This is a genomic window from Sulfobacillus harzensis (assembly GCF_012933365.1).
GTDB classification, from domain to species: domain Bacteria; phylum Bacillota; class Sulfobacillia; order Sulfobacillales; family Sulfobacillaceae; genus Sulfobacillus_B; species Sulfobacillus_B harzensis.
The window spans coordinates 1-3,986 of the sequence record NZ_JABBVZ010000183.1 but is presented as its reverse complement, the minus strand read 5'-3'; the positions used below and the strand labels follow the sequence as shown (position 1 = coordinate 3,986).

Here is a 3,986-nt window from a genome sequence, read left to right as displayed (position 1 = left end):
CCGGTACCGTTTCGCTGGAAGTGGAAGCCCGAGGACGCAAAAAGCATGGACGCTATTTAGGAATGGCTATACTAGAGTATGATGACTGCATGCAATATGAAGAGGCCGGTCATGTCCGGATGGAGGTTCGTCAATGAAGGTCGTGCTATTGTCGGGAGCCGTCGTCGGTGCCAAAACGCGCAACATTGTGGATATCCTGCAAGGGGTCATCAACCGCCAGTTTCCGGAGGTGGAATCGACGCTCTTGGATTTGGCCGCCTATGATGTCGAATTCAGTGACGGCCGCGTGTACTGGGATTATGGTTTTGCCAGCGACACCCGATACGTTGCCAGTACAGTCTTGGGCGCGGACGGCTTAATTATTGTTGCCCCCGTGTATCAAGCCTCCATTCCAGCACCGCTGAAGAATGTCTTTGACTTGTTGCCGCTGCATGCGCTGCGAGACACCGTGGCCGGCATCGCCATGATCGCGGCATCGGCCCGCCATTTCATGGTTCCGGAGTATCAGCTTAAGCCCATTTTGAGCTATCTGCGCGCGCCCATCGTTCCCCACTATGTCTTCATGGAGGAAAAAGACTTTGACGAGGACAATCACCTCATCAACGCCGAGGTGGGGCTCCGTCTAGCCCGATTGGTCGAGGATACCATACGGCTGGCGGATTTACACCGGCGCCAACGAGAGGCTCCGGCGGCTCCCACATCCGACTAATGGGAGCTCGGTCTCCAGGCGGAACGATTGCTCAGCATGACTTGATTTAGGCTTCCCACGCGATATCCTTCAATTTGCAATAGGGACAAAATGCTCGGCAGGGCGTGGACTACGGCCAGATTGCCGGGCCCGTCATGCAAAACCACAATGCTGCCCGGCTCCACATGAGCCAGCACCTGATGAATCACCGCGGCCGTGCTTAAGACGCCGTTGGCGACATTTTCACCGGGGGACGCCTCCACCAAATGAAGGTGAGCCGCCGCCGCAGCCCGCCTTACGGTTGGATCGACCGCGTCATAGGGGGGCATCAGCCAATATGGCCGTCGACCGGTGACCATCTCAACCGCCCGGTTGGCGGCTTTTAAATCGGCCAAGTCCTGAGAATAGGAGTGGGCTGCGAGGTTAATGTGCCCGTCGGTATGATTTTCCACCCCATCGCCGTCTCTCATCATCTGCCGCAACAGGGACTCCCGACGATGAACGTTGAGCCCCACCACAAAAAAGCTGGCATGGGCATGATATTGGGCCAGCACCTGAAGCACCCGCGGCGTTTCCAGCGGACTTGGCCCGTCGTCAAACGCCAGCGCCACCCAACGTCCGCGAACCGGAATGCGCCGCACCACGCCCGGCGGCGAGGGGCCAGGAACACGGTCAAAGGCCTGCCGCGCCAAAAAGGGACTGTAGCAGGCCAAAACCAGCAAAGCCAATAGCGTCGGCCAATGACGGATGACCCGTCCAATCACCGGGTAGTGCCCCAGAGAATGCAAGCCACCCCGAGGCCAATCCATACAATTTTGGCCACGGGGACCCGACTGGCGGCTAAACCGGCAATTCCCAGCATCATGGTGGTCGTCAGGATGATGGGGCCGGCCAGTCCCAGAAACCCGTTGATGCGGATGGCCATATCCAGGCGATAGTAGCGCCACATCAAAAAGGCCCCCGTAAACTCAATGCAGGCCGACAAAAAGCGAAGCAATATCATGCCGTTAAGAAAAATCTCGTCAGACATAGCGCCCTCTCTTCAATGAAACCAATGCGTCACGAGACTAATGCCCTCCAATAACAGGTAGGTCACGCCGGCCGCCATCAACGGCCCCACCGGGATGCCACCCAAGACCACAATGCCGAGAATGGAGCCCACAATGAGGCTTATCATCAAATGGCTCTGTTGATTGAGCATGCGAAGGCCTTGGCCATTGATGCGGGTTGCGACCATGCCACCAATGATGGCCAAGATGCCGGGCAGCGTCACAAGCCCACGGCCAATCTCCTTCATGCTGACCAGACCTTGCGCGAACGGTACTAGCATGGCGATCGTGAGAAAAAGCAAACCGATCTCCACCCCGCGCCGTTCCAAGGTGGGCAGCACAAAGGTCATTTTGGTGAAGCGCAGCATCAGCAAAAGTGCCGCTGCGCCCGCCACCAGCTCGGAACGGGCGGCCAACCCAAGCAACAACAACCCGATGAGTCCGAGATTTTCCGTGGTCAGCATCCGCCCCCCTGTTTGTCCAGACGGCAATACTTATGAAGACAAGCGCACAAAAAGACCGGCCCCAAAAGGGGCCGGTCGCTGTGCGTCGCTTAACTCTCGGCGCGAATCCAACCATCCTGGCATAAGACGCCGACCACCGGCGAAATGTCCAGTTGGGCCGCATAGGCCAAATCACGGTCTAACCCTAAACGGGCTAAGGCTTGGCCGTGCTGGGCGCGGCGCACCCCTTCCTCCAACCGGTCCTGATACTGCAAAAAGAGGGACCGGGCGATCAGAGCCCCATCTTGAAGGGCCTCGGACGGCCAATGGCTGACCACCGCTCCGGCGGCCAACACATCCTCCAGCGCGATTTGGCCCTGCGTTCCCGACGCCACCACCAACGCTGGGCATTCCCATTGCCAGAGATATTGCGCCGCCGCGCCCGCATTGCTCAGCGCGGCCATCGCCACGTGGTTGATATGCGCCACAGCTTCGATGGCCCGGGTGCCATTGGTGGTGGAAAAAATCACCCGCCGGCCTCGGACCCGTTCCGTAGGCCAATCGTACGGCGAATTCCCGCCGTCAAATCCTTCGGGTGGGGCGTTGTTGCGCTCACCCCCCAAGAGCAGTTCAGGGTCGTGGGCGCGCCGACTGTAGGCCTCGTCCAGTGACGCCACCGGGCGCACGGCTAGCGCCCCCCGCTCCAAAATGGCTGTCATGGTGGTGGTGGCGCGCAGCGTGTCAATCACCAACGCAGCCCCCACGCCCTCGGTTGCCGCATCCTCTAACCGGAATGCCACCTCAACTGTTCGCCTCACGAACGCCCCCCTCGCCTGCTGCGACCTTGGGCCATTGCCAATGGACCGGCTCCTCCAACCCTTGCGTGTTGAGATAGTAGTGTCGCAGGGTGTCGCCCCTCAATCCGACGCGAAGTGCTTCCAGCGCCAGCACATCGCCCGGCTGCACGTTGCCGAGATTGATATTGGGACCGAACCGCATGATGAGCTCCTGTTGCTGTTTTTTCTGCGGCGCCTCCCATAGCAAGCGTCCGGGGTCGCGAACATTTTTGACCATGGCGTCAAGCTCGTCGCCTAAAATATTGCCATCATCGTCATAGATCACGACGCCTTCACCGCTTTCCCGGCCTTCTACGATCACCACATCGGATCCGGCCTCCAAGTCCTGATTGACCTGCTGATTCAAGGGCACGGTCGCCTGATCACGCGGGTCCTTTTTGCCCACTTCACTCACAACCAGCTCAAACCCGTAGGTGCGTGCCAGTTTAATGGTGTTGTAACGTGTCTCCTCATCAATATTAATCGTGCCGTCCGAAATTTCCACCCCGGTGAATCCCAGGTCGCGAGCCCGGTCAAGATATTGAAAGATGCGACCTTGCAACAGGGCCAGTTCCAAAAAGGTGCCGCCCGGGAAAATGTGCACCCCATAGGACTTTACCAGTTCAATTTTCTGTCGCAAAAGGCGCGTATTGTAAAACGCTGACGTCCCAAATGTAAGCTTCAAGTGGTCAATGTAGTTCGAGGCCAATTCCATCAAATCCCGGGTATCAGTCAGACCCAAGCCTTTGTCAATCACCATCGTCAAGCCGGTCTTGCGCGGCTTTTCCGTGCGGTTCTTAAAAGGAAAGTCGAGGATGTCAATCCACGCTTCACCGTCGTGCCGTAACATAGCCTTCCCTCCTGATTTTGCGATCCTTCGCACCATATTCAACCGAGGGTTTTTCATAACCCGAAGTCCTTGATTTGCAATGCTTGTGGGGTCTGAGAAAATTTCTTTCCCCCTGAATTA

Annotated in this window: 6 protein-coding genes; 1 reads left to right on the top strand and 5 read right to left on the bottom strand. The window is 57.8% G+C overall.

Annotation, left to right across the window (positions count from 1 at the left end; translation table 11 throughout):
• Positions 1-133 precede the first annotated feature (133 nt).
• Complete coding sequence (locus HIJ39_RS21885; protein ID WP_169103163.1) at positions 134-709, top strand: NADPH-dependent FMN reductase; 576 nt, start codon at positions 134-136, stop codon at positions 707-709.
• On the opposite strand, the gene HIJ39_RS21880 is transcribed toward HIJ39_RS21885, so the two are convergent.
• From HIJ39_RS21880 to comA, 5 genes are all read right to left on the bottom strand, one after another.
• Positions 706-1,452, bottom strand: a complete 747-nt coding sequence (locus HIJ39_RS21880; RefSeq protein ID WP_169103162.1) for a polysaccharide deacetylase family protein — start codon at positions 1,450-1,452, stop codon at positions 706-708. The genes HIJ39_RS21885 and HIJ39_RS21880 overlap by 4 nt on opposite strands.
• Positions 1,449-1,718 (bottom strand): YqhV family protein, encoded by a 270-nt coding sequence (locus HIJ39_RS21875; protein WP_169103161.1) that lies wholly within the window; start codon positions 1,716-1,718, stop codon positions 1,449-1,451. The genes HIJ39_RS21880 and HIJ39_RS21875 overlap by 4 nt, the downstream gene beginning before the upstream one ends.
• A gap of 12 nt (positions 1,719-1,730) precedes the next feature.
• The gene (locus tag HIJ39_RS21870; RefSeq protein ID WP_169103160.1) at positions 1,731-2,201 is read right to left on the bottom strand and encodes a DUF441 domain-containing protein; all 471 of its coding nucleotides are present in this window, start codon (positions 2,199-2,201) and stop codon (positions 1,731-1,733) included.
• Between the two features lie 89 nt (positions 2,202-2,290).
• Positions 2,291-2,998, bottom strand: coding sequence for a 2-phosphosulfolactate phosphatase (locus tag HIJ39_RS21865; protein ID WP_338055270.1), 708 nt, complete (start codon positions 2,996-2,998; stop codon positions 2,291-2,293).
• A complete protein-coding gene (gene comA / locus HIJ39_RS21860; RefSeq protein ID WP_169103159.1) occupies positions 2,982-3,866 on the bottom strand; it encodes a phosphosulfolactate synthase in 885 nt (294 codons plus the stop codon). The genes HIJ39_RS21865 and comA overlap by 17 nt, the downstream gene beginning before the upstream one ends.
• Positions 3,867-3,986 lie beyond the last annotated feature (120 nt).

Coding starts and splice junctions, on each gene's coding strand:
- HIJ39_RS21885 (WP_169103163.1), top strand. CDS start 134: ATGAAGGTCGTGCTATTGTCGGGAGCCGTCGTCGGTGCCAAAACGCGC.
- HIJ39_RS21875 (WP_169103161.1), bottom strand. CDS start 1,718: ATGTCTGACGAGATTTTTCTTAACGGCATGATATTGCTTCGCTTTTTG.
- HIJ39_RS21870 (WP_169103160.1), bottom strand. CDS start 2,201: ATGCTGACCACGGAAAATCTCGGACTCATCGGGTTGTTGTTGCTTGGG.
- comA (WP_169103159.1), bottom strand. CDS start 3,866: ATGTTACGGCACGACGGTGAAGCGTGGATTGACATCCTCGACTTTCCT.